Origin of the sequence: Paenibacillus sp. FSL K6-2393, from assembly GCF_038002545.1 — a bacterium.
In the GTDB taxonomy this organism is placed as follows: Bacteria; Bacillota; Bacilli; order Paenibacillales; family Paenibacillaceae; genus Paenibacillus.
Map to the genome: position 1 here is coordinate 537,469 of NZ_JBBOCU010000001.1, position 25,405 is coordinate 562,873.

At 47.3% G+C, this 25,405-nt stretch carries 17 protein-coding genes; 14 read left to right on the forward strand and 3 right to left on the reverse strand.

The features are described 5' to 3' along the window. Window positions 1-398 precede the first annotated feature (398 nt). The 13 genes from MHI14_RS02350 (at window position 399) to MHI14_RS02410 (ending at window position 18,867) form a co-directional block, all read left to right on the forward strand. Window positions 399-1,283, forward strand: coding sequence for an ABC transporter ATP-binding protein (locus MHI14_RS02350; protein WP_341129802.1), 885 nt, complete (start codon window positions 399-401; stop codon window positions 1,281-1,283). 239 nt (window positions 1,284-1,522) lie between these two features. Next, window positions 1,523-2,002 (forward strand): glutathione peroxidase, encoded by a 480-nt coding sequence (locus MHI14_RS02355; protein WP_047840764.1) that lies wholly within the window; start codon window positions 1,523-1,525, stop codon window positions 2,000-2,002. A 512-nt stretch (window positions 2,003-2,514) separates the two neighbouring features. Continuing rightward, window positions 2,515-3,876, forward strand: coding sequence for an FAD-dependent oxidoreductase (locus MHI14_RS02360; protein ID WP_341129803.1), 1,362 nt, complete (start codon window positions 2,515-2,517; stop codon window positions 3,874-3,876). 375 nt (window positions 3,877-4,251) lie between these two features. Beyond that, window positions 4,252-5,103, forward strand: coding sequence for a formate/nitrite transporter family protein (locus MHI14_RS02365; protein ID WP_341129804.1), 852 nt, complete (start codon window positions 4,252-4,254; stop codon window positions 5,101-5,103). Window positions 5,104-5,544: 441 nt separating this feature from the next. Continuing rightward, window positions 5,545-7,608, forward strand: coding sequence for a molybdopterin-containing oxidoreductase family protein (locus MHI14_RS02370; protein ID WP_341129805.1), 2,064 nt, complete (start codon window positions 5,545-5,547; stop codon window positions 7,606-7,608). A gap of 192 nt (window positions 7,609-7,800) precedes the next feature. Beyond that, complete coding sequence (locus MHI14_RS02375; RefSeq protein WP_339312676.1) at window positions 7,801-9,024, forward strand: MFS transporter; 1,224 nt, start codon at window positions 7,801-7,803, stop codon at window positions 9,022-9,024. 210 nt (window positions 9,025-9,234) lie between these two features. After that, window positions 9,235-10,149, forward strand: a complete 915-nt coding sequence (locus tag MHI14_RS02380) for a class I SAM-dependent methyltransferase (protein ID WP_341129806.1) — start codon at window positions 9,235-9,237, stop codon at window positions 10,147-10,149. Window positions 10,150-10,419: 270 nt separating this feature from the next. After that, complete coding sequence (locus tag MHI14_RS02385; protein WP_341129807.1) at window positions 10,420-11,967, forward strand: response regulator; 1,548 nt, start codon at window positions 10,420-10,422, stop codon at window positions 11,965-11,967. A gap of 341 nt (window positions 11,968-12,308) precedes the next feature. Beyond that, window positions 12,309-13,169: an ABC transporter permease gene (locus tag MHI14_RS02390; protein ID WP_235193717.1), complete on the forward strand. Its 861-nt coding sequence runs from the start codon at window positions 12,309-12,311 to the stop codon at window positions 13,167-13,169. A 15-nt stretch (window positions 13,170-13,184) separates the two neighbouring features. Next, on the forward strand, window positions 13,185-14,054 hold the full coding sequence (locus tag MHI14_RS02395) for a carbohydrate ABC transporter permease (RefSeq protein WP_076209737.1): 870 nt from the start codon (window positions 13,185-13,187) through the stop codon (window positions 14,052-14,054). Window positions 14,055-14,081: 27 nt separating this feature from the next. Then, the gene (locus MHI14_RS02400; RefSeq protein WP_249912710.1) at window positions 14,082-15,731 is read left to right on the forward strand and encodes an extracellular solute-binding protein; all 1,650 of its coding nucleotides are present in this window, start codon (window positions 14,082-14,084) and stop codon (window positions 15,729-15,731) included. Between the two features lie 92 nt (window positions 15,732-15,823). Further along, window positions 15,824-17,599 carry a sensor histidine kinase gene (locus MHI14_RS02405; protein ID WP_341129808.1) on the forward strand — a complete coding sequence of 592 codons (1,776 nt, stop codon included), beginning with the start codon at window positions 15,824-15,826 and terminating at the stop codon, window positions 17,597-17,599. Further along, window positions 17,578-18,867, forward strand: coding sequence for an ABC transporter substrate-binding protein (locus tag MHI14_RS02410; RefSeq protein ID WP_341129809.1), 1,290 nt, complete (start codon window positions 17,578-17,580; stop codon window positions 18,865-18,867). The genes MHI14_RS02405 and MHI14_RS02410 overlap by 22 nt, the downstream gene beginning before the upstream one ends. A gap of 145 nt (window positions 18,868-19,012) precedes the next feature. Here the strand turns inward: MHI14_RS02410 and MHI14_RS02415 are convergent, their stop codons facing one another. From MHI14_RS02415 to MHI14_RS02425, 3 genes are all read right to left on the reverse strand, one after another. Further along, complete coding sequence (locus MHI14_RS02415; RefSeq protein ID WP_341129810.1) at window positions 19,013-20,725, reverse strand: ABC transporter ATP-binding protein; 1,713 nt, start codon at window positions 20,723-20,725, stop codon at window positions 19,013-19,015. A 242-nt stretch (window positions 20,726-20,967) separates the two neighbouring features. Beyond that, window positions 20,968-21,996 carry an ABC transporter substrate-binding protein gene (locus tag MHI14_RS02420; protein WP_341129811.1) on the reverse strand — a complete coding sequence of 343 codons (1,029 nt, stop codon included), beginning with the start codon at window positions 21,994-21,996 and terminating at the stop codon, window positions 20,968-20,970. Window positions 21,997-22,106: 110 nt separating this feature from the next. Beyond that, a complete protein-coding gene (locus MHI14_RS02425) occupies window positions 22,107-23,753 on the reverse strand; it encodes an AraC family transcriptional regulator (RefSeq protein ID WP_341129812.1) in 1,647 nt (548 codons plus the stop codon). 528 nt (window positions 23,754-24,281) lie between these two features. Between MHI14_RS02425 and MHI14_RS02430 the strand changes: the two genes are divergently transcribed. Further along, entirely contained in the window at window positions 24,282-25,271 is a 990-nt protein-coding gene (locus tag MHI14_RS02430; RefSeq protein ID WP_091012843.1) for a LacI family DNA-binding transcriptional regulator, read from the forward strand. Window positions 25,272-25,405: the final 134 nt, after the last annotated feature.

Below are 25,405 nucleotides of genomic sequence, written 5' to 3' on the forward strand. Positions count from 1 at the left end.
TCGTATGTGAGATGACCTTGAACTTGAATTTCAAGGTCATCTTTTTTTATTTGATATGGCGGATATAGCAAACGCATGAAAAAACTCACACATTCACAATTCAGACACAAAGTTTGCGATTCAAGAGTTTGAAAAACAGTCAGAAGTGATAAAGTGCGCGGAATGAATGAGAAAAGGTCTCATGTTTACTTGAGAAAAGAGGGGGGATTACTGCTACAGAAAGACCAAATAAAGCACGAAAAGAGAAGAAAATTTGGTTTTTTATGTTGACAAATGATAATGATTATCAGTATCTTTAGTGTAGAAGATATTTGCGTCGGAAATCACAGAATTACAATTTCGTTTTTATTGTCATAGCCGGATTACATAACCGGGATAAATGAGAGAGGGATGATCGCATGTTTCGTCTGGAGACGACCAAGCTGGATATCGCTTATGAGGAAAGACTAATTGTAGAGGATCTGAATATTCAGATTCCCCAAGGAAAAATCACAGCACTTGTTGGAGCCAATGGTTCAGGGAAGTCAACCATCCTGAAAACGATGGCACGTATTATGGCTCCAAAAGCAGGTAATGTATTGCTCGACGGGAAGTCCATTCATAAACAGTCCACACGTGAAGTTGCCAAGCAACTTGCGATTTTGCCACAGAATCCAACAGCCCCTGAAGGTCTTACCGTTACTGAACTGGTATCGTATGGTCGCTTTCCTTATCAAAAAGGATTTGGCTCCATGCGTGCGGAAGACAAACGCATGATTGAATGGGCTATCGAAGTGACAGGCATGACAGAATTCCACGATCGTCCGATTGATCAACTGTCCGGTGGACAGCGTCAACGTGCCTGGATTGCCATGGCCCTTGCTCAAGAGACAGATATCCTTTTCCTGGACGAGCCTACAACGTTCCTGGATATGGCTCACCAGCTTGAAGTACTGCAACTGCTGGAGCAGCTGAATGCCACAGCTAACCGTACCATTGTTATGGTTGTACATGACTTGAATCATGCTTCCCGTTATGCACATCACATGATTGGTATCAAAAAAGGTAAAGCCATTGCTCATGGTTCACCTGTGGAAGTTATGAACTCGGATGTGCTTCGTGAAGTATTCAACATTGAAGCAGATATCGTGATTGATCCGCGTTCGGGTGTACCACTCTGCTTGCCTTACGCGCTTGCAGGTGAACGCCAACAAGCGAAGCCGCCGGAACAAATGGTCATGAACAATGCGATGGTTCATGCTGGAGGACGGACAGAACCACGTGTTCAAGCGACAGGAAGTTAACGAAATGGGCCATATGTGGTCCTTACATTATAGAATGAAGCCGCTGTGCGCTATCGCACGCGGCTCTTTTGCATTCAGGGGGAATTTGCAACTCATGGGAGCAATGGAATATGGCAGACCCGGGATTTGGTAATCGCATCGGATCAGGTCTATAATAATAGGACAGGCTGTGGGTTCATTGGTTATACCAACGTGCTCGCAACAGCCCAAACCAACATATGTCATGGGAGGAATCAGTCATGTCCGTATATTCATATCAGGCGGTAACCACCGCGAACCAAGAAGTCTCACTGGATCTGTATCAAGGTAAGGTATTGGTCATTGCTAATACAGCCAGCAAGTGTGGGCTGACCCCGCAATACGGTGAATTGCAGAAGCTCTATGATCGTTATCGCGATCAAGGCTTGGTTGTACTGGGTTTCCCTTGTAACCAGTTTGGAGGGCAGGAGCCAGGTACAAGTGAGGAAGCGGAATCATTTTGCCAGATTAACTATGGTGTGAATTTCCCGGTGTTTGCCAAGGTAGATGTGAATGGTGAGGACACTCATCCCCTGTTCCAATACCTGAAGGAGCAACAACCTGGCGTAGGTGAAACAAGCGACATCCAATGGAACTTCACCAAGTTCCTTGTTAACCGTGAAGGTGAAGTGGTAGGTCGTGTTGAACCAAAAGAATCTCCGGAGACAATGATTGCAGATATCGAGAAATTGCTCGGTTAATACTTGAACGTTTGAGAAGCCTGTCCTTGCATGTGCAAGGACAGGCTTCTTTGATTATTTTATATAGAGTGGCTACATTCTCTTCACAGGTAGGGGTTGGCTTCAGGTGCAATTTGTGAGCGTTTACCAATTTAAAAATTAACACTGTAGCGGAAATGGAATGCATTTATGTTGTACAAGTAAAAGATGAATGTGGGAGAGAACTCTAACTTTATACGTCCATACTGCGTTTATACAGGGATTGAGGAAGCCATTACATAGCATAAACCGACCCATATCCGGGGACAATGAATTCAATACAATGAAGGGAAGAAAGGCTTAAATACAGGGAAGTAACCTCTTTCGACAAAATTTTTTTGCACAACCTATTGCAATGTGAAAAAGATCACATTATAATGAGTGTATAAAGTGAAATAAATCACATACACAGTTTCGAATAAGAAGTGAAATATTTCACAACCGAAATAACGTTATATTCAAACTCATTTATATATTTCGAGGAGGAACTTTTAATGAAAATCGCAGTTATCGGATGTACACACGCAGGGACCGCAGCCATCGTAAATACCGCCAAATTGTACCCGGATGCTACCATCACCGTGTATGAGCGCAATGACAATATCTCCTTCCTATCTTGTGGCATTGCGCTCTACGTAGGTGGGGTTGTGAAAGACCCTGACGGTTTGTTCTATTCTTCGCCTAATCAACTGGCAGAGCTTGGTGTTGAGACCAAGATGCTTCATGAAGTAACAGCAGTAGATGCCAAGGGCCATACCCTTCAGGCTAAAAACCTGAAAACTGGGGAAGAATTTGAAGATACGTTTGACAAACTGATCGTGACAACGGGGTCATGGCCTGTCGTTCCGAAGCTTGAAGGCATCGAGATGGATAACATTTTACTTTGCAAAAACTACAATCATTCCAACACGATTATTGAAAAAGCCAAAGATGCCAAACGTGTTACTGTTGTAGGTGCAGGATATATCGGCGTAGAGCTGGTGGAAGCTTTCCAGATGAACGGTAAAGAAGTTACCCTGATCGACAGTGTGGACCGGATTTTGAACAAATACCTGGACCCTGAGTTCACGGATGCGATCGAAGATACGTTGACTGGACGCGGCATCAAGCTGGCTCTTGGTCAAACGGTACAGAAGTTTACTGGTGAAAATGGCAAAGTGACTAAAGTGATCACGTCCAAAGGAGAGTTTGAAACCGATCTGGTTATTCTGTGCATTGGTTTCCGTCCAAATACAGAGCTGCTCAAAGGCCAAGTGGATATGCTGCCAAACGGCGCAATCATCGTGGATAAATATATGCAAACCAGTCAAAAAGACATCTTCGCTGCGGGTGACAGCTGTGCTATTCATTACAACCCAACAGGCAAAGCATCTTACATTCCGCTGGCAACCAACGCCGTACGGATGGGTACACTTGTAGCCCGCAACCTGGTTCGTCCTACGACACCATACATGGGTACACAAGGAACATCCGGTATCAAAATTTATGAGCAAAATATCGCAGGTACAGGAATGACGGAAATGTCTGCTGCTGACGAAGGTTTGATTGTGGAAGCTGTCTTACTGGAAGACAGCTACCGTCCGGAGTTCATGCCAACCGCTGAGAAACTGTTGCTTAAAGTGGTATATGAGCAGGCTACTCGTCGGATCGTTGGAGCACAGGTGATGTCTCAGGTTGATCTGACCCAATCGATTAATACGATCTCGGTCTGCATCCAAAACAACATGACCGTAGATGAGCTGGCCTTCATCGACTTTTTCTTCCAGCCACATTACAACAAACCATGGAACTTCCTGAACACGGCTGGTCTGCAAGCACTGCCACCGGTAGAAGTAAAAGAACCAGCAATGGTGTAAGCAAGCAGAATAGATGGTTGAACAGCGAGCATGATAAACGCCATACAAAGATAAGTCATGCTTGTCCGTAAATATGAGGTGTACAATAACTGCCAGGATTACGAAACAAGGCGGACGATTATAAAGGAAAAAGAAGACTGGCGAGTATATCGTCAGTCTTTTTTGTGATTTTTTAGCTTCAAAAGGTCTTACTATACTTTGCTGTCATAACTATTCCAGGACACTCTTAAAGCATATTTTTAAATGACATTGTGATAATTTGCACAAAGTTATGTTGATGACCGAGATACAATTAGGATATGGTATTCAACGCATAACTAATGAATTTCAAATGGTTTTATCCAATGATGAACAATGAAGGAGAGGATGAATGATATGGCAGCAAAAACACCTCTTGAGGTTGCACAATATACGGCGCAAACAGGCATGAAGAAGGCTCAATATCCGGCGTCTTCTGTACTGGTGCTTAGTTTTCTGGCAGGGGCTTTTATTGCGCTGGGTTTTCTACTGGATATTCGGGTGATTGCATCTGCTCCTGCAGAGTGGGGAAGTCTGGTTAATCTGATTGGTGCAGCAGTGTTCCCGGTGGGACTAATCATGGTGCTCATCGGTGGTGGCGAGTTGCTGACAGGTAACATGATGGCAGTTCCACTCGCGACGATTGCTCGAAAGTTATCCGTAGGTAATATGTTGAAAAATCTAACCTTAGTAACGATGGGTAACTTTGTTGGAGCTTTGTTTGTCGCATACGCGTTTGGACATGTGCTTGGTCTGACCGGAGAGGGTGTATATCTGGCGAAAGTGGTGGATATGGCTGGACACAAGCTGCATGACGGATTCCTGCAGGCTTTTATCTCAGGCATCGGCTGTAACTGGCTGGTCGCGCTGGCGGTGTGGTTATCTTATGCATCGGATACGATGAGTGGCAAGGTACTGGGCATTTGGTTTCCAACGATGGCGTTTGTCGCGATTGGATTCCAGCACGTTGTGGCCAATATGTTCCTCATCCCGGCGGCAATCTTCGAAGGACATTATTCGTGGGGCCAATATGTGATGAATTTCATTCCGGTATGGCTCGGGAATCTGACTGGTGGTGCTCTGTTTGTAGCTGCAGCCTATTGGGTGGTGTACCTGCGCCAAGCTGAGCCGAAAGTGAAACCGGAGGTAGCCACGTCGAACGAAGCTGTGGAGACGGAGGCCAGAGCGATGTGGAGCAAGCAGGCGTAGCGGGGCATATATACACGTATGTATACATGGGTAATGGAACATTCATGTAGAAGAGAAGACGATTCTGGTCTTGCTCGGTTCATGGCGAATATGCTGTGATGGAGCAAGGCGGGATCGTTTTTTTGTATGGGGTCCTTGTTGGAGTTTAACGCAAAATAAATTCGCCATGACAAGGTTCGGGGGAACGAAACCTGTTCATGGCGAATTTCGGGAGTGGTCCATGATAGGGCATGAGGAGGAAGTGGGGAAACACTAGCCTAATGCCTTATTTTTAATTTACCCCTGAATTCTGAAGTTGAATCAAACTCAAAAATATTTTTTTGATAATATTTTGACGCCGCTATAGCGGTGAATATGAAGCAAAAACATACTGTTCTCTTTACGCGCTAACCTCGAAGAAGATATGATATAGGGATAGCTTTTAAAGAGGGGAGCCTTACGATGATTGATCAGGAGAATGGTGTATTTGCGGCGGTGTGCCCGCTCGACTGTCCGGACACTTGTGGTCTGTTATTACATAAAGAGAACGGCAAAATTGTGAAGGTGGCAGGCAATCCGGATCATCCGATAACCAAGGGTGCCATCTGTAATAAAGTTAGAAATATGACTGAGCGGGTGTATCACCCCGAGCGTCTACAATATCCGATGAAACGTGTAGGAGCCAAAGGTGAAGGCAAGTTCGAACGAATCAGTTGGGATGAAGCGATTCACGAGATTACGACCAGATTCACTGCATTGTCCGAAACTTACGGCCCGGAGAGCATCCTGCCCTACAGCTTTTACGGTAACATGGGCATTCTCGGCGTAGACGGCATGGACCGACGTTTCTTCAATGCGCTTGGTGCGAGTGTACTGGAGCAGACGATCTGTAACTCTGCTGGAAATACCGGCTGGAAATATACGATGGGCGCCAACCGGGGTACGGTGCCGGAAGATACGGAGCATGCGGATCTCATCCTGGTATGGGGCGGTAATATCGTCAGTACGAATATGCACCAGGTCGTTTTGGCGGAGAAAGCCCGTAAGAAAGGCGCCAAGATCGTCGTCATCGACGTTCATCGCAATCGTACGGCTCAATGGGGCGACTGGTTTATTCCTTTGTATCCGGGCACGGATAGCGCACTGGCGCTGGGATTGATGCATGTGCTGTTCGAACGGAGACTAACGGATGAAGCGTTTATGCAAAAATATACAGTGGGTCATGAGGCACTACGTGATCATGTCCGCAGTTACACCCCTGAACGTGTTGCACGCATTACGGGCGTGCCGGAGGAAACCATTGTGGAGCTGGCCGAACTATACGGCAACGCACAGGCAGCCCATATTCACATCGGCAATGGCCTCCAGCACCATGATAATGGGGGAATGAACGTGCGTAGCGTTGCTTGTCTGCCTGCCATTACAGGGCAATGGCTGAAGCAAGGCGGCGGTGCTGTTCGCACGAACAGCTACGCGAGCACGAATAGCGACGCGCTGGAACGTCCGGAGCTGCGGCAGAATCCGGAGCCGCGAGTAGTGAACATGAGTCGGATTGGTGAAGCGTTGCTGGAAGCAGAGCAGCCAATCCGGGCGATGATGGTCTACTGCAGCAATCCACTGGTGGTGGCACCGGATACTGAGCGGGTGGAGCGAGGTTTTGCACGGGAAGATCTGTTCACGGTTGTGCATGATCTGTTCATGACGGATACGGCGAAATATGCAGATATCGTATTGCCAGCCACATCTTCATTTGAAGCGACGGACCTGTACACCTCCTATTGGCATCAGTACGTTCATCTGCAAGAGCCGGTAATTGCACCGATTGGGGAGAGCAAGAGCAATGTGGAACTGTTCTCACTGCTTGGGCAGGCTATGGGGTACGATCCTGCAATCTTCGGAGAAACGCCGGAACAGATGATTGAGGACGCACTCCAGGACACAGGTAACCCCTACATGAATGGAGTCACGTTGGAGGGACTGAAGCAACACCGATTCGTGAAACTGGATATGTCGCCACATGCTGCGTTTCTGGATCAGCTACCCACACCTTCAGGCAAAATTGAATTATATTCGGAGACGATGGAACAGCGAGGTCTTCCGCCGCTCCCTACCTATAACGCTCTGGTTGAAGGATATGATGGGGAGAATCCGGCTGGACCTGTCGATACGTATCCATTGATGTTCCTATCGCCGCCAAACCATAATTTCCTGAACTCCACCTTTGGTAATTCAGCCAAACATCAACGTTTGGAAAAGATGCCTCTATTGCAAATGCACCCCGAAGACGCTGCCCGCAGAAACGTGGAGGATGGAGATGCAGTGGTGGTATGGAATGATCGTGGGCGCATCGAACTTACCGCCAAGGTGAGTGAAGCTATGCTGCCGGGAACCGTCATCAGCCAAGGTTTATGGTGGGATGGTGATGGCAAGAAGCAGCGAGCCAATTCACTCACGTCCAACCGATTGTCTGACATGGGTAACGGGGCGACCTTCTTCTCGGCCACTGTCGAAGTGAAGCGTCAATGAGTGTGCTTGCAGCATGATTTTTTTGAGGTAAGATGAACAAAGGATAAAACTTGAGCAGGATCTAAAGAGCAATACATGTGACACTTCATAAAACCTTCGCTCTGGCTGGTTATGGTTATGCCGTCAGGGCAAAGGTCTATTTTTTATGGTTATTTGTTTGTGCAGAGGTACTAAGGAGAATGAATTAAGATGATGAGATGGCTGGATAACTATCCAAAAGAAGTGAGAATATTTTTATTAGCAAGTCTGGTTAACGCAACAGGCAGTGCCTTGATGTGGCCGCTGACCACGATGTATGTGTTTGATGAGCTAGGACGGACGATGGCTAACGCGGGTTTTGTAATCCTCATTCAGTCCCTGGGTGGTATCTTCGGACAACTGCTTGGAGGTTCGTTGTATCACCGGGTGGGCGTGAAGAAGCTGATCATTGGCTCACTGGCGCTTAATGCGTTAGGTTTGTTTGCGTTGCCGTGGATTAGTGCGTACTGGGTCGTATTTATATGTGCCATGGGCTGGATTGGTCTGTTTAGTTCATTGTCGCTGCCAGCGATTCAGGCCTTTATTGGCTTCAGGTTTGCGGAGCGACGCGGTGAATTATTCAATATTATCTATGTGGCGAACAATATCGGGGTGGCGATTGGTACGGCGCTGAGTGGTTTCCTGGCTGACTTTTCCTATCACCTCAGCTTTGTACTGAACGGAGTGACCTCAGCCGGATTTGCGATATTCTTCTGGTATTATCTGTCGCGAGTCGAACCGGATCAGGCAGAAGTGCATCTGACCAAACGCAAAACCGTTTCCGATGGGCCGGGCGTCTGGGCTCTGCTGGGCAATACCCGATTATATCTGTTTATGAGCTTGGGCGTGCTGTTCCTGTTATTCGGCAATTCCATCTGGAACACAGGTGTGTCCCCATATATCATTTCTGAGGGTATGGAAAAAAGAATGTACGGTCTGCTCTGGACCCTGAACGGGGTGCTGATCTTTGTGGGCCAACCCTTCACCAGCTGGGTTAAACGGACCATGGCCCGTACCTCCACTGCCCAGATGACCGCGAGTGCGGTATTCTATGGCATGGCCTACATTGTCATGATTACCATGTACAGCTATCCTGGCATGGTGCTCGCCATGGTACTTGCCACGTTTGGGGAGATGTTGATCTCCCCTGCAACACCTGCATTTATCTCGGAGCATGCCGGCAGGGCGGCACCTTTTTACATCGGGATATCGGGTGGAATCGGTGCGGTTGGACGGGTTATAGGCCCCTATGCGATGGGGGTCATGTATGACAAGCAGGGACTTATTCCGGTAGCGTGGCTGGCAACAGGCACAGCGGCGATTGCGGTACTTGGTTTTGTGCTGCATGCGGTGTTGAACCGTAATCGTGAAGTGAAGGAGTATGGGATGGACGCCTAGCCTTTGTGGGCTGAATCGTATGATGAAGGGAGAGGACAGGTTATAGTGGAGGAGAAAAGAAAGCTACTTTAACCTGTCAGATCATCCCGTTGATTTATATTGACAAAAAAATCTTTTTATGCTATAATTTACATATTAAATCTCTTCGTATATACTAAGGTTCTCCTGGCCAGGGGGAATCTTATTTTTGTTTGTACGGGAGGAATAGGTATGAAGCAAAATGAATCCAGTATTACATCTTTGATTTCGGCTTTTGGCCGAGCCTATCATTGCCAATATGATACACCTCTTATTTTCAATGATTTTATAGCCAGTGCGCTTATCACTCCTCAAGAGTTTTCAGATATCAGCAATAACATGGTTAGAGGCATTCATTTTTTCAACCCGGATATGGCGCACCAGCTCAAGGACGACCCGGAAAAGGTTCTAAAATGGATTACCCAGGTACAATTATCTCCAATAACTCTGGCTCGGGCCGTTTACTGTGAGCATGTACTTTTGCATGAAGTCGCGTTGGGATTAAAGCAAGTAGTCATTCTTGGCGCCGGGATGGATACGTTTGCTTTGAGGCATCCGGAATTGGAGGACACGCTGGATATCATTGAAGTAGATTATCCGGCTACACAGCAATTCAAGAAGGAGCGGCTGAATCAGGCCGAGCTGACTATTCCGGACAATCTTCACTTTGTACCCATGGATTTTACGCGTGAGCTTTCGAATGACAGCTTGACTCTTGAAGGTTTGAAGAAACGGAAGACGTTGGCTAGTCTCCTGGGTGTTTCGTATTATTTGCCCAAAAATGATCTGTTTAACGTGATTCGTCATGTGTTTGCGAGCCTGCCAACCGGAAGCTCTATAGTTCTGGATTATGCAGATGAGCATCTTTTTGAGGAAAAAGGACTGTTTAATCGGGTTGAAAATATGGTTAAATTGGCTGCAATGGGTGGTGAGCCGATGCAATCCGGGTACGCATACGCGGAGATGGAGGCCTTGCTTGATGAAGCGGGGTTGCTTATCTATGAGCATCTGACTCCGGAGGCGATTCAGGAACAGTTTTTCCAGGATCGAACCGATCATCTAAGGGCATTTGAAACGATACATTTTATTCACGCGGTAAAAAAATAAATCGATCCGGGCATGTATGGTCACTTATATAGCCCGCATTTGCATAACAACGACCAACCTTCACCCTGTGGCAGGGTGAAGGTTGTTTGGTTTGATCAAAGGACCAGCACAAACCATGATTCTGTAGCCAATAATATCACACGTGATACAAATGTTTAGAAATCAGACTTGTTAGAGTGCATTCCCATGTCATTCAACGTTCTCCCCTCTATTTGTGCATAATGCCCATATAATAGAATGGAACTGGTTAAAGGCAGGGGGACGCATACGATGTACAAGGTTTTGCTGGTTGATGATGAATTTATGATCTCGGACGGGATCTCCAGTGTGGTGAACTGGTCCCGATTAGGAACAGAACTGATCGGCATTGCCCAAGATGGATTGGAAGCGCTTGCTTCAATTGAGCGGCAACGCCCGGATATCATCATCTCGGACATCCGTATGCCGGGAATGGATGGGTTACAGCTGGTTGAAGCTGTGGCAGAGAAGTATCAGCATATCTCGTTTATCATGCTCACGGGTTTTACGGAGTTCGAATATGCGAAGACCGCCATGCAGTATGGGGTGAAGCACTACTTGCTCAAGCCCTGCAGTGAAGAGCATCTCGTACAGGCTATTAGTGAATTGGTCAGTGAGAAGCGGGAGTTGACCGATCAGGAGCGTTTTGTACAGACGATCCAATATAATCTGGAGCGTGTACTGCCACATGCCAAGGAATATTTTCTGAAAGAGCTGGTCACGAACAGAACATACGGGGTCAAGGAATGGAAGTATTTCGAGGAATTATTCGATGTACAGTTTCAGGATCAACGTGTGCGGTTGCTGCTGGTAGAGATCGAGGGGGATCATGAGTATTTGCACTTGTTCGCAGTCAAGAACATTGCCGAGGATATTTTTCACAATCCGATCTTAAGTGCCACGGTTGGAGGTCATGTGTTACTGATGATGGAGGACAAGTTGTCTGAAACACAGTTGTTCCATAATATCGATGAGATTCGTGCCACATTTACCCGATATTACCATGATGATCTCACGATTGCGCTGAGCGAGCCAGGAGATCTTTCGCAGGCACGCCATTTGTACATGCAGACGCTGGTTTATCTCAATTACCGCTTTTACCTCGGTGAGGGCAGTCTCATTATGGAGCGGGATGTCTACTCTCCCGGAGAGCGCATTATTCCTGAATTCGAATACGATCCGGAACGGATGGTTACTGCAATCAAGGCGGGGCACTGGCAGGAAGTGGGATCAGAGCTGAACCGGATGTTTCAGATGCTTGCCAGCTTGCGATACGATATATCCCAAACAAAGTCCTATCTTATTCAGATGTTTATGGAGATGATTCGACTCAGCGGCTCTGCCGAGATGAAAAGGTATATGGACCAGTTGCCGGGCATGATTGAATCCAGCACGCTGCATTCTTTTCAACAGTTTCTGCTTGCCGTCGCCAAGGAAATCACGCTGCGCCGCTACGAACAACACCGCTCCAGACAATCGCAGATGGTAGGTAGTGTGAAACAGTTGGTAGAGAAACGCTACAAGGACGAGACATTAACACTCCAGTCCATTGCTGGGGAAATATACATGAATCCAGACTACATCGGCAAAATGTTCAAAAAAGAAACCGGTGAGAAATTTACGAACTATGTGTTAAGCTACCGAATCCGTAAAGCGTTGGAGCTTCTGGAGCAGGATGGGAACTGCACTGTATCCTCGCTTGCCGAACAGACAGGCTTTGGTGCCAACTGGCCGTATTTCAGCAAAATGTTCAAGAAATACACGGGATTCTCCCCTTCCGAGTATAAAAAAGTACCCTAGGACAGCCTTGCTGTCGCTTCTACATAGCTTCCTGATATCCGATCTATATCCGATCTACATCTAATCTGTGATCGGGCCCTGTACGCCATTCATCGGCAGCAGGGTCTTTTTTTGTCGGACGGAACTCGGTTTTGAACATCCATTTAACGGAAATGAGCATGGGAAGAAAAGGCGCTCGCTTCTATCATTAGAAGTGTCATGTTAGTGAATCAATACCGAGAGTGGAGGTTGAGTGGATGGAGCTGAATCGAAGCCGGGGGATCGAACCTGGGCGTTTGAAGCCAGCTGGCAAATGGAGTTCGGTGAAAAAGGAACTTGTCCGCAACAGATACGTCTATCTGATGCTCGTTCCTGTGGTAGCCTACTATCTGATTTTCAGCTATGGGCCAATGTACGGGCTACTGATGGCATTTCAGGAATCCTACAACCCGATCAAAGGAATCTTGGCAGGCGAATGGGTCGGATTTGACAACTTCACCATGTTTTTTGAAAGTTATTATTTCTGGCGACTGATTAAGAACACACTGATTTTGAGTTTTTACAGTATTGTGTTTGGTTTCCCGGCTCCGATTCTACTAGCACTGTTGCTGAATGAAGTCCGGAAAAAGTGGTTCAGAGGCGCAGTACAGACCATTAGTTATATGCCGCATTTCATCTCGGTTGTCGTCGTGGTTGGAATGTTGAAAACGTTCTCATCTCTGGACGGTGGGTTATTTAACGTCATTCGTGACTTTTTCGATCTGCAGCCGATTATGTTTTTGGCGGAAAAAGATATGTTCCGTCCGATGTACATCCTGTCCAACATATGGCAGGGAGCAGGCTGGGCCTCGATTATCTTTTTGGCAGCACTTAGTGGGATTGATCCACAGTTGTATGAGGCTTCCAAAATTGATGGTGCAGGCCGCTGGAGACAGCTATTACATATTACACTGCCGGGCATTATGCCAACGATTGTGATCATGTTAATTCTGCGTATGGGGGCGGTCATGAACGCGGATTTTCAGAAAATATTGCTGATGCAAACGGCACCGACCTATGAGACATCGGATGTCATATCCACCTTTGTTTATCGATCCGGTATTTTGGAGGGGAACTATACGTATTCAACCGCCATCGGACTATTTAACGGCGTCATTAATTTCGCGCTGCTCATTATCGCGAACGCGATCAGCAGAAAGCTTAACTCAACCAGTCTATGGTAATCGGAAGGTGAAGCGATGAAACAGTCTATAGGGGAACGACTTTTTGATGTATTTAATACACTGCTGCTCTTGGTGATCATGGTTTTATGTTTTTACCCGATGCTGTACGTGTTCAATTCCTCAATCAGCGACCCGGACCAGATGCTGCGTTCCCGTTCACTGATGCTCATTCCTGAAGGTTTTCAGCTGGGAGCGTACAAGTCGGTATTTCAAGATACTCGCATCTATACGGGATATATGAACACCTTGTTCTATGTTGTGGTGGGTACCGCCATCAATCTGCTCATGACTTCGCTGGCCGCCTATGGGCTGTCACGCGGTGATCTGATGGGCAGAAAAACGCTGATGAAGTTAATTACGTTCACGATGTTCTTCGGCGGGGGTATGATTCCGACTTTTCTGTTGATTCAAAATCTGGGCATGGTGGACACCCGCTTTGCGCTTATTATTCCGGGTGCCATCAGCACATTCTATTTCCTCATTATGAAAACAAACTTCGAAGGCATTCCGATCAGTCTGATCGAATCGGCGAAGCTTGATGGCGCCAATGACTTTCTGATTTTGTTCCGAATTGTACTGCCTTTGTCAAAGCCAATCCTGGCGGTCATGATGCTGTATTATGCGGTTGACCATTGGAATGATTATGTCGGACCGATGCTCTACCTGCGCAGTCAGGAGTTATATCCGATCCAGATTATTATGCGTGATATTCTGATCAGCAGCAGTACAGAGGCTATGGGCGCTGGCGCTGATACCGGCTTTGCCATTGGGGAGAACATCAAATATGCAACCATCATTATCTCCACGCTGCCGATTATGCTGGTATATCCGTTCATCCAACGTTATTTTGTTCAGGGCGCTCTAATCGGTGCTGTGAAACAATAAAAAATGTATCCTATGGAGGCGAATTACGTGAAAAAAAGAATGGGGTCCATCCTGTTGTCATCGCTACTTACCATGTCTTTACTGGCGGGCTGTACGGGTGATAATGAACCAGGTAACGCAGAGCCAGCAGAAGGAACAGAACCTGCGGTGCAGGCATTAACCGAGATTCCGCTACCGATTACAAGTGAGCCATTTACCATTGACTACTGGCGCGCCAATGATGCCAAACTGACAGCTTCCTTGAACAATTTTGGCGATATGGCGTCTTACAAGGAAAAGGAGAAATTGACGGGAATCAAAGTGAAGTTCACACATCCTCCGCTTGGACAACAACGTGACCAGTTCAATCTGTTGATCTCCACGAAAGAACTACCGGATGTCATTTATTATAACTGGGCGGATGCCGTTGGCGGACCGGAAAAAATGATCAAGGATGGTCGAATCATTCGATTGAACGAACTGATCGACAGTTATGCACCGAACTTAAAGCGGATTATTGAATCCGATCCGGATGTGAAGAAACAGATTGCACTCGACGATGGCACGATCTATATGTTTCCGCTGCTCAAGCTGGATGCATTGAAGCTGAATGCCACTTCCGGTTTAATTATGCGCCAGGACTGGCTTGATAAATTAAATCTCAAAGTACCTACCAACATTGATGAGTGGTATACGGTGCTTAAGGCATTCAAGGAACAGGACCCCAACGGCAACGGCAAGCCAGATGAGCTGCCATTCACCGGAAACTGGGGACCGGGTAACCTGACTAAGCTCCATGATTTTGCCGCGGCCTTTGGTGTAATTGGTGGCTTCCAGATGAATGGAGACAAGGTGGAGTTTGGACCGATTCAGCCGGGCTACCGTGATTTCTTGGAGACCATGGCCAAGTGGTACAAGGAAGGGCTGATTGATCCCGAGATCATGACCAATGACGGTAAAGCTTTCGATTACAAGGTCACCAGCAATCTGGCAGGCGCATATCAGGGTGGTGTGTTCAGCGGCATGGGGAAATACTTCAATCTGATGAGAGATACGGATCCGAACTTTAACGTGACTGGTGTACCGTGGCCTGTATCTCCGGATGGAACGTCCTATGCGACATTTAATCTGGACGCTAAAGTGTTGACTTATGGTGAGGCCATTACGGCTTCCGCAGACGAAGACAAATTGAAATATATTGTTCAGTGGATGGATTACAACTATAGCGAAGAGGGTAGTGATCTGTTCAACTTTGGTATCGAAAATGACAGCTACGTTCGTGATGGGGAAGGTGTCAAATTCACAGATACCATCATTAATAATCCGAACGGTCTGACGTATGATCAGGCACTCGCTTCCTATGCCTTATCCATTATGGACGGTCCGATCAATCAGGATAGCCGTTACCTGGATGCATTATTATTTGACGACGGACAACGTGCGGCGAATGCGGAATGGATGAAAGCAAGCTCTGCATTAACGCTTCCTCCAATTCGTTTGTCAACAGATGAGGTGACCACAAGTACGTCCATCATGAGCCAGGTGAATACGTATTTGAATGAAACGATGACTGCCATCATTAGCGGACAGAAGCCGATCACCGAATTTGACACGATGGCCGAAACAATCAAGAGCATGGGCATTGACCGGGCGATTGAGGTTCATCAGGCGGCCTATGACCGATATCAGTCCAAATAATACGTGAGGCATCGAGCGCTAAAACTTTGGGAAAACCTTCCTGCATGTGATATACCTAGTAGTATCACGTGGTTCAAAGGAGCGCTTTGGTCATGACAGCCTACCGCAAACTCAGCATCAAAATGAAAATGTTTCTGATGATTATGTTCATGATGGCGTTTATCATCATCCTGGCGTTTGGGTCCTTGTATTATACGTACTCGGTGTATGACAAACAGCTGTTTGATAAGTCATCCCGACTTCTGAACCTTTCTTCGTCTACAGTGGATGTTGAACTTCAGAAGTTGGAAGCGTTATTATTAAACATGATCTCCGATACTCAGATTCAAAGAGCCTTGAAGTCGTTGCTGGATGACGATAGCGCATATTCAAGCTTTATTGAACGAAAGAAGATCACGGATCGGCTATGGGAGCATATTAGTGGGGCTGCACGTTATGTGCAGTCCGTTCATTTGATTGATTCCAGAGGAAGAGTCAATAAATATGGCGAGACACTGACCGTATCCCAGGAAAAATATGATCGGATGATTGCGGCTGCGGAGCAGGCCAATGGTGCAGTACGCTGGTTATACCCGGATGACGATGACCCGATGCTGGTTATGGTCCGTCAGGTGAGAGCCTACGAACCGATGACCCTGGAACCGGTAGGCATACTGTTTCTGCGTATTAATATCGAGCGACTCGTTGAGGAGTATGCGGGCATTGATAGCCAGGACAGTGACATTATTTTAAAAGCAGGCAGTGAGGTGGTCTATCCTTATCGCCAGCTTCCAGAAGCGGTGTCCACGGGGCTGAATCCACTTCCAGGCAGTGGGGGATATGAGATCAAAAATCTGGATGGGAGGGAGATATTTCTTTCCCAGAAGAAATCCGCATACACCGGCTGGGTGTATTATAATATGGCCTCTTATGATGCAATTTTTGAACGTATTATATGGTTGAAAAATAGTTTGATCGTCGTTTATCTTATCGCCATTCTGGTTGTTCTCGCGCTTGGTATGGTGTTCGCACGAAGTCTGACAAGGCCCATCAGGCAGCTCATCAGTCAGATGAAGGAAGTACAGTATGGGGATCTGGAGAATATGGATGCCAATCTGTCTATTCCAACACATCAGCACATGGATGAACTGGGGTTATTACAGCGTACGTATCGACTGATGATTACACATATTAATACATTAATCAAAGAAAATTACGCAAGCCAGCTGGTCATTAAAGAAACGGAGTTCAAGGCGCTGCAGGCGCAGATCAATCCTCACTTTCTGTATAATGCGCTGGACTCGATCCATTGGCTCGCCAAAAAGAACAGGCAGGAGCAAATCTCCAGTATGGTGCTGTCACTTGGCTATTTGCTGCGTTCCTCCATCAGCTTCAAGCAAAATATCATTACCATTGCCGAAGAACTGGAGATCGTCAATCATTACATCACCATTCAGACCTACCGTTTCCGGGAGCGGCTGGATTTCCGTATGGATGTGCCTGCTTCTTATCTGGGTTGTGCCATTCCCAAGTTGACCCTACAGCCGCTACTGGAGAATGCCATTCAATATGGTTTGGAACCACAGGTTGGATCATGTCTGATTCGAGTGTATGCCGAGATATCAGGTGGCAAGCTGGCCCTTATCGTGGAGGATCACGGTCCCGGCATGGAACCCGAATATGTGGAACAGGTGCTGCGCGGTGAAGTGAAAACCAGAGGCACAGGTATTGGTCTGCTGAATATCAGGGAGCGGGTACGTCTGGCTTTTGGCGAAGAATATGATGTTCTGCTGGAGAGCAATCCGGGGCTTGGAACGAGAGTAACGGTGCTGCTGCCACCCCCATCACCAGGTAAGGAGGAGAAGCTATGGGAAGATGGATGCGAATGATAGGCATGCTCTGCCTTATGCTGACTCTTCCTGGCTGCGTGAACCAGTTGGATCAAAGGCCAGGCATGATTGTGGAAGAAGAGCCGATAACGCTGCGAATCGCTTGGTGGGGTGGGGAGTTTCGCAACAATGCAACGATAGCTGTTATCGACCTGTATGAGAAGTTGAATCCACATGTAAACATTGAATACGAATATAGCAGTTTCAACGAATACTGGAGAAAACTTGCCCCACATGCAGCAGGCAATGCGTTGCCCGACATTATCCAGATGGACATCTCCTATCTGTCCCAGTACAGTTCGCTGCAACTCTTGGAAGACATGACGCCGTACATGCAGAGCGGGCTGATTGACACGACAGATATTGAGAAGGAACAGCTGGAGAGTGGTAGCCTGAATGGAAAAACCTATGGTCTCAGTTTGGGGGTTAACGCCATGCTCAGCATCTATGATCCGGAAGTGTTAAAGGCCAATGATATTGAATTGCCAACGGATACGTGGACATGGGCGGATTTTGACCGGATGGGCGAGCAATTGCTCGGAAAAGGCATCTATCTGGGAACCTATTTCACGCCGGAACAGTTTTTCGCGTATTACTTGAGACAGTACGGTTCCAAGCTGTACGCGGAGGATGGAAAGGGATTGGGTTATGAAGATGATGGGTTGTTTATTGAATACTTTGGCAGGATGCAGCAGCTCGCGGAGAAGCAGCTTATTTTTGCACCTGATATCTGGACATCAGATATTGGCCAGCCTGATAACGACCCGTTTTATCTGGGAGAGGCTTTGTTTAGCTGGGGGTATTCCAACCAATTTATCAGCACCGCTCAGCGTTATGGTAAACCCTTAACCATCTCCCCAATGCCTGGGCCAAACAGCCAGGATGGATTGTTTTTGAAGCCAGGCATGTTTTTCTCCATGGCGGGCAATTCCAGACATAAGGAGGAGGCGGCCAAGTTCATCAGCTTTTTTGTTAATGATTTGGATGTCAATCTGCTGCTCAAAGGAGAGCGGGGTGTGCCCGTCTCATCCAGTGTCAAAGAGCGGATGAAGCTGGTGGTTGAACCGGAGCTGGCGCAGGTGTTTGACTATATTGATTGGGTTGCGGATAACAGCACTCAGATGGACCCTCCTGATCCCGTAGGTGCGCCAGAGGTCACTGCGGTATTGCGAGAGTTGTATGATCTGCTACTGTTTGGCAAAATTACGCCTGAGCAGGCGGCGGTGGAATTTCGTGAGCGAGCGAATGCCATTTTGGGTGGTAAGTGATATAAATTGAACTAAACGTCATTTACACTTGCCACTCCGATGACAGAACAACCTTCCCTCTTGTACAGAAGGAAGGTTGTTTTGCTGTTGTAGTGACTTATTTGTATAACTCATATATTGAACTTAAAGCGTTTAAGCCCTGCCTTTAACCAAACTGGGCTTGATGCAGTCGGCTGTACGAGCCTTTGCGCGCGAGTAGTTCTTCATGACTTCCTTGTTCAGCGACGGTGCCGTTCTCCACGACTACGATGCGATCCGCGTGTCTTATGGTTGCCAGACGATGGGCGATCACCAATGTCGTACGTCCTTGGGCCAGCTCGGACAACGCCAGTTGAATGGCAGCTTCCGTCTCGGTATCGAGTGCGGAGGTAGCTTCATCCAGAATGAGAATTGGCGGGTTTTTCAGGATCATTCTTGCGATGGATAGACGTTGCTTCTGTCCGCCGGACAGTTTCACGCCACGTTCACCAATCATGGTATCGAGTCCATCTGGCTGGGATTGTACCAGCTCTTCCAGTTGGGCCCGGCGAATGGCTTGCCAGATTTCCTCATCGGAAGCATTCAGCTTGCCGTATGCAATATTTTCACGAATCGTTCCGTCAAACAGGAAAATATCCTGCTGCACAATCCCGATATGGGAGCGCAGTGATTCCAGCGTCATGTCCTTCACCGGAATGCCATCAATGGAGATATGTCCCGCATCCACATCGTAGAAACGTGGGATCAGACTGCATAACGTCGTTTTACCTCCGCCCGAAGGTCCAACCAGAGCAACCGTCTGGCCTGCCTGAATATCCAGATGGACCTGAGACAGCGTAGGTTTGTGTTCTCCATAAGAAAAGGTAACGTTATGGAAGGTAATATCGCCTTTGACATTCGGAATCGGTTTCGCCTGAGGAGTATCTTCTACATCTGGTACAGCCTCAAGCAACTCCAGGTAACGTCTGAATCCGGCGATGCCTTTGGGATACGTCTCGATGACGGAGTTAATCTTCTCAATCGGTCCGAGGAATACATTGGATAACATCACAAAAGCGATGAATTCTCCGTATGTCATACTGCCTTGAATGACAAACCAGGTTCCACATACCAGTACAAACAGCGATACAAATTTCATCAGGATAAAACTGAGTGAAGAGTTCCAGGCCATAATGCGGTAGGTGATCAATTTGGTGAGTCTGAAACGTTCGTTGTTCTCAACGAAACGTCCTACTTCATGCTTTTCATTGGCAAAAGCTTGTACCACACGGATGCCGCTCACATTGTTCTCTACCCGTGCATTATAATCGGCGATATCCGCAAACATGCGCTTGAACGCCTTGGACATTTTGCGACTGAAATACAGTGACAGGTAGATCATCAGCGGAACGATGATGAACGTCATCACAGCGAGCTGCCAGTTGATCCCCAGCATAATCCCGAAAGCTCCGGCCAGTGTCATGAAGGCGATGAATAAGTCCTCGGGTCCGTGATGTGCGATCTCACCAATATCCATCAGATCGTTGGTCATGCGGGAGACCAGATGTCCGGTCTTATTGTTATCGAAGAAACGGAAGGACTGCTTCTGTACTCGCTGGAACAGTTCACGCCGCATATCGGATTCGATGTTAATGCCAAGCTTGTGGCCCCAATAGGTCACTGCATAATGGAAAAAGGAACTGAGCAGGTAGATGCCGAGCAATCCGACACACGCAGCCAAGATCATGGACCAATTGCCAGCCGGAAGCAGTTGATCGACCACCCGGTTAACGGCGAGTGGAAAGGCCAGCTCCAGCAGAGCGGCGGCGATGGCACAGGAGAAGTCCAAGATAAAGAGCCTTTTGTAAGGGCGATAATAAGACATAAAACGGCGAAGCATATGTAAGTCCTCCTCGATATGACACAAATGCCCGAGCAGGCTAATCAGGGCGTGTCTCAAAACTCGCTGAAGTGCATCTTTTACCGCCTTTTCGCCCCCTGCTGCGTCACTTTCCCTTGACGTGCCTCCCGGCACGCCTGCGGAAAACTTTCTTGCTTGGAACGAAAATTCGGCAAAATCTGCTTCCTTCGGAGTTTTCAGACGCGCCCTAGCCTGTCCGGACACCTGTATTCATGCTTATGTTATTTACGGTTTTGCTCGGCACGTTCTACGATCATATCGGCGAATTCCTCAGCCTGACCTTGAATCGCAATCGGGTCGAAGTACCAGTAACGGTCTTCCAGCAGCTCATACACCTGATTGTTTTTTACAACCGGCAGGGATTGCCAGATGGAGTCACCTTGGTAATTTTTATTGTTCTCTCCAACGGTTAAGAAGATATGATCCCCTGCATAATCACCAACAACTTCACGCGAAATTTCTTTCCATTGGGTATCACCCATCAGTTCTTTTTTGGTGATTTCGAGTGGGGCAAGTTGCAAAGCACGGTAAACCGCTTGTCCTCCTCGACCAAAATTGTCTCCATATCCATAATAACTTTTGTCGGATACTTCAAGGATGGAGAAGGTTTCCTCCGGTTTAATGACTGTTTTCACTTTAGCGCGAGCGGCTTCAATCCGTTCATCGTACGTTTTCAGCCAAGCTTCGGCTGCTTCGGATTTGTTCATCAGCTCTCCGAATCCCCGGATTTCGTCATGCACATTGGTGAATGTACCATACGGAATGACCACGGTAGGTGCGATTTTTTTATAACTTTCAATCTCTTCGGCTTGATCAGAGTAGGTAATGATCAGATCCGGGTTCAAGGCAACAACCTTCTCCATGGATACTGCCGCCCGATCACCGATACTCTCTATGCCCGCCACCTGATCCGCATAGAACGGGTTTTCCAAATAATATTGAACAGCACCAACAGGTTTCACACCCAGTGCAAGCAGATCACTTACGTACATATCGGTAACGATTCGTTTCGGTTCAGCCGGAATTTCAACATCTCCGCTTAATGACTTGTAGGTCCGTGTAGCATTTGAATTGTCTGAACCGGACGACGTGTCTGTGTTCGTCTCTGAAGAGGCTGTTGTCGTTTCGGTTCCCGCTGCCGATGTCTGTTCAGTGGCGGTTGAGCCTGTTCCGCTGCTACATGCAGCCAGAATCATAATGATGGCGAGCATAAGAAGCAAGCCGGAAAAGCGTTTTTTTGCAGCAAACATATTTTTGTTCCCCCTGTGTATAATCAATAATGATTATTATTCTCATTAATAACATAGAGGAAGATGGGATATTTGTACATGGACAACTATGATCACTACTGCATGGACAATTATGATGTCAGGTGATGCATGATATGCTGCAATTGCTCCATAACGGACAAGGGATCGAATCCATAGAACATGTCGGCATCAATCTCGTATACACGTCCTTCACGAACGGCGGAGAGGGTCCCCCAGGATTCCTGATTCAGCAGGTTATCCAGCATTTCTCGTTCGGCAGGTTCCTCAGGGAAGGCGACAAACATGTGATCTGCTGCATACAAGTGAATCTCAGACAACGGAACATGAACGTACCCCGTGAGTAACTGCCCATCCTGCTCCATCCGTGACGGTGGGGTGAAGCCCAGCGATTGATACAGCACATGAGAAGCTCTGCCCCAGCCATGGCCATAGATATATGCACCGTCCTCTCCAATCATAAACATGCAAACAGCTGACCCACGTGTCCCTTCCATCCATTGATCCAATGTATGATTGGCCTCTTGTTCAAGTTGATGATATCGATTTAACAACGTCTGTGCATTGGACTCAAGCCCGGTGATTCTGCCCAAATGAAGAAGCTGCTCCTGCCAATCGAGTTCCTCAAAGGGCATCAGAATGGTCGGTGCGATCAGACGTAGTTCATCGGAAGCGGGATGCGGTGCATATCCGACAATGACATCGGGCTGAGCGTTTGCAATCAGATCCGTATGTTTAACCAGCTCGTATTCGGAATGTTGCTCAAATTGCTCATGACCATCATAACCATGTTCACCACGTTTTTCTTCCATCCAGCTGGCGACGGCACCCATGTGGGGAGTGAGGCCCAATGCCAGAAGTGAGGCTGTATAATTGTAAGTCAAAGATACAATCTTTTTGGGCATTTTCCGGTAGTGTGTTGGTGCCGATCCAACCATCTGTTTGAATTTGCGGCTCAGATAGAATGTGTCCCTGTAGCCTGTCAGTTGTGCAATCTCCTGTAGTGTAGGGTTCGCGAACAACAGATGTTCTTGAGCCATCCTGATTCTGAGACGAGTCACATATTCAACAAACGTAAGACCAGTATGTTTCTTGAACTCCCGTGAAAAATGCTCAGGGCTCACATTTGCATCCCGTGCCAATTGTTCGCGGCTTAACGGATGGGTATACATCTGATGGATATGTCTGAGCACGGCATCGAGCCAGGAGTGATCTTCATGAGCAGAGTGAGCCACATGATCCCGCAAAATATCCAGTAACTCATAGAAAAGCATATGTGGCCTGAATGGGCTGGAATCATGGCCCTTCGAACTTGCTTGAACCAGCTCTAGTGCCCTATCGGTGAGAGTACGACTCGCAATGGGAGCTGGTATCCCGAACGGCCAGAATAGCTGTTCATTTTCAGTGAAATCAAAAGCAATAGCAATGCCCTGTATTGGCGACAGAGTGCCGCGCTTGTTCTCGTGCTGAAGCAGGCTTCCAGCTTGCCGAACGACTGCACAGCCTGCATTTAATGTCAGTTTACCCTCTTCACTAATCAGCCTGGCCTGGCCAGCAGTAATGACGTATAGTACGTGAAGTGTGCTCCACATCTCATCTATGCGGGAGAATGCCTCGCGGTCGTGAAGCTGCACCAGATGGCACAGCTTGAAAAGGGCAACAGGTACGGACTGAATCTTCTGCAAGGAAATGGGACGGGACAGCGATTTTTTATGGTAAATGGGCTTGGAAATATTCATTAGATAACTGTCTCCTTACATAAGTCAGCAAAGGCATTATTCGTCTCATGCCCCTGGTGTACTGGCGTAATTCTCGGATCTCGACTATTATGCAGTATATACTATAAACGAAGTGACGTGGATGGACAGATTGAACAAATCAACTTTTTCTATGAAAAATAGATAAAGTGGTTGAAATCGCTATCAACACCGACTATAATGAAAATGTCGAAACGTTTCAATCTGACGTTTACTGCTAGTTTCATTGTGTTAGGCACAAACTGTTCAGGGGGCGTCAGATTGAAAGACGCGTCATAACCATCATTAATGGTACGGATTGGAATGAGGTACTTCAACAGTGGTACCGGAAGGATCGAAACAAGGATTTTTTTTGAGAATACCTCGAAACGTTTCGATTGACATCCATAGCTATGATATGTACAAAGATTAATGAACGATAATGAAGGATTTAGTGGTTGTTCTAACCATGTATCGTATAGAATGTAGATAACCTTGAATTTGTTTTAGTTTAGAAGGAGCGAACGTGGAATGGCAACGATTAAGGATGTGGCAAAGCTGGCAGGTGTAGCACTCTCGACTGCTTCCTATGCGCTGAGCGGGGATAGCAAGGTTAGTGCCAAGACCAAGGCTAAAGTGCTTGAGGCAGCACGAGAACTGAATTACCGCAAGAACGGCTTTGCCATGGACCTGAAACGGAGCCGGACGAACACGATCGCTTTGATCCTGACCGATCTGTCGGGCCCGTATTACTCGGAGTTGATCCGTAGTGTACAGGATGTAGCCCTCGCGAACGGGTATGACCTAATTGCTTGCAGCTCCATGGGTGGACGGGATTCAACGGCAGTGCGATTCTTGCGTGAAAAAAGAGTAGATGGAGCCATCATCCTGGCGCATAACATTCATGATGATATTCTGGTAGAATCTGCCGGTCATCGTTTTCCGATCATTGTGATGGATCGTCAGCTGTCGAGTGACCATTTGGTCAACGTGCTGGTGGATGGAGAGCAGGGCGGTTACCTTGCAACCCGCCACCTGATTCAGGCAGGACATCAGAAGATCGCTTATATCAGTGGCCCATCCAACTCGTATGACAACGCGCTCCGTTACCAAGGGTATCTGCGAGCGATGCGGGAAGCGGGACTTGAAGAAAAGTCCAAATGGCGTCTGAACGGTAACTTTGTGCGTGAGGGCGGATACAGTGCAACCAAAATGATGATCATGCAGGGCGAGCTTCCCTCAGCGGTATTTTACGGTAACGATGAGATGGCGATTGGCGGCCTGAAAGCATTGGAAGAGCGTGGTATATCGGTGCCGAATGATATTTCCGTGATCGGTTTTGACGATATTCAGTTGTCCGAATATGTGCATCCACCGCTGACAACGATACGCCAGCCGAAGCATGAAGCCGGGTCGCTCGCCGGACATCTGTTATTCCAGATGCTCAATGGCGAAGCGGTTGACCCTTCATATACGTTAACGATTAATATGATCGAGCGCAGCTCTGTACGTTCGGTTTAGACCGAGTCTGAACAACAAAGAACTGCCTGCATGCTGGAAGTAAAAGTTTAATGATGGGGTTATCGTCCGGACGGGCTGTAAAAAGCCGGTTTGAAGAGGCCCCTATTCTTTTTCAAAATTATCGAAACGTTTCG

Coding starts and splice junctions, on each gene's coding strand:
- MHI14_RS02350 (WP_341129802.1), top strand. CDS start 399: ATGTTTCGTCTGGAGACGACCAAGCTGGATATCGCTTATGAGGAAAGA.
- MHI14_RS02355 (WP_047840764.1), top strand. CDS start 1,523: ATGTCCGTATATTCATATCAGGCGGTAACCACCGCGAACCAAGAAGTC.
- MHI14_RS02360 (WP_341129803.1), top strand. CDS start 2,515: ATGAAAATCGCAGTTATCGGATGTACACACGCAGGGACCGCAGCCATC.
- MHI14_RS02365 (WP_341129804.1), top strand. CDS start 4,252: ATGGCAGCAAAAACACCTCTTGAGGTTGCACAATATACGGCGCAAACA.
- MHI14_RS02370 (WP_341129805.1), top strand. CDS start 5,545: ATGATTGATCAGGAGAATGGTGTATTTGCGGCGGTGTGCCCGCTCGAC.
- MHI14_RS02375 (WP_339312676.1), top strand. CDS start 7,801: ATGAGATGGCTGGATAACTATCCAAAAGAAGTGAGAATATTTTTATTA.
- MHI14_RS02380 (WP_341129806.1), top strand. CDS start 9,235: ATGAAGCAAAATGAATCCAGTATTACATCTTTGATTTCGGCTTTTGGC.
- MHI14_RS02385 (WP_341129807.1), top strand. CDS start 10,420: ATGTACAAGGTTTTGCTGGTTGATGATGAATTTATGATCTCGGACGGG.
- MHI14_RS02390 (WP_235193717.1), top strand. CDS start 12,309: ATGCTCGTTCCTGTGGTAGCCTACTATCTGATTTTCAGCTATGGGCCA.
- MHI14_RS02395 (WP_076209737.1), top strand. CDS start 13,185: ATGAAACAGTCTATAGGGGAACGACTTTTTGATGTATTTAATACACTG.
- MHI14_RS02405 (WP_341129808.1), top strand. CDS start 15,824: ATGACAGCCTACCGCAAACTCAGCATCAAAATGAAAATGTTTCTGATG.
- MHI14_RS02410 (WP_341129809.1), top strand. CDS start 17,578: ATGGGAAGATGGATGCGAATGATAGGCATGCTCTGCCTTATGCTGACT.
- MHI14_RS02415 (WP_341129810.1), bottom strand. CDS start 20,725: ATGCTTCGCCGTTTTATGTCTTATTATCGCCCTTACAAAAGGCTCTTT.
- MHI14_RS02420 (WP_341129811.1), bottom strand. CDS start 21,996: ATGTTTGCTGCAAAAAAACGCTTTTCCGGCTTGCTTCTTATGCTCGCC.
- MHI14_RS02425 (WP_341129812.1), bottom strand. CDS start 23,753: ATGAATATTTCCAAGCCCATTTACCATAAAAAATCGCTGTCCCGTCCC.
- MHI14_RS02430 (WP_091012843.1), top strand. CDS start 24,282: ATGGCAACGATTAAGGATGTGGCAAAGCTGGCAGGTGTAGCACTCTCG.